The organism is Mesorhizobium sp. A556, assembly GCF_054489545.1.
In genome coordinates, this window is sequence record NZ_JBTMXA010000071.1 from 1 (window position 1) to 513 (window position 513).

Below are 513 nucleotides of genomic sequence, written 5' to 3' on the forward strand. Positions count from 1 at the left end.
GGCCAAGTAGGATCTGTACAGCGCGCATTGCCAGTCGCCTTGTAGATCATTGATGCTTTCGTTCGTCGCAGCGAGGGGGTGCCATACTCCGCTCGTCGCAGACCAATCGCAGTTACCCATTCATCGACAAGGCGGGCGTACTGCCTCTCGTGCTCATGTGGTGTGCGTAGTTGATCCGGCTCGGGAATGCATGGTCATCGACTGTGCCGCCTCGCCTCTCGAGCCAGGCCAAGAGGCTGGCCCGTACGTCGCTGGTCAACTCGGACTGTACCGGGCGACCTGGAACCTGAAAACCATCATGCCTGAAAATATCAGACTGACTTCGAGAGACGTCCCCCTCATTCAGCTAGGCGTCTATCAGTGCCGCTTCCCGGTGAGCGAAGACCCATCAGTACCCAGCGGTTACCGTTTTTGTGCTGGGCCAACTTCGCCGGATCGCGTCTACTGCGATCACCACCACAGCATCGTGACTGCCGTCGACCCTCGTCGAGCCCGTTCGGGTCCTCACTTCGC

The 513-nt window shown here is 59.3% G+C and carries 1 protein-coding gene and 1 pseudogene; one reads left to right on the top strand and one right to left on the bottom strand.

The genetic code is table 11. The annotated features are described in order from the left end of the window. A pseudogene (locus ACX3P0_RS25355) lies at positions 1-289 on the bottom strand (site-specific integrase); the annotation flags it as partial. 9 nt (positions 290-298) lie between these two features. Here ACX3P0_RS25355 and ACX3P0_RS25360 point away from each other — a divergent pair. Then, on the top strand, positions 299-513 hold a 215-nt coding region (locus ACX3P0_RS25360), incomplete at its 3' end, for a GcrA family cell cycle regulator (protein WP_459093002.1).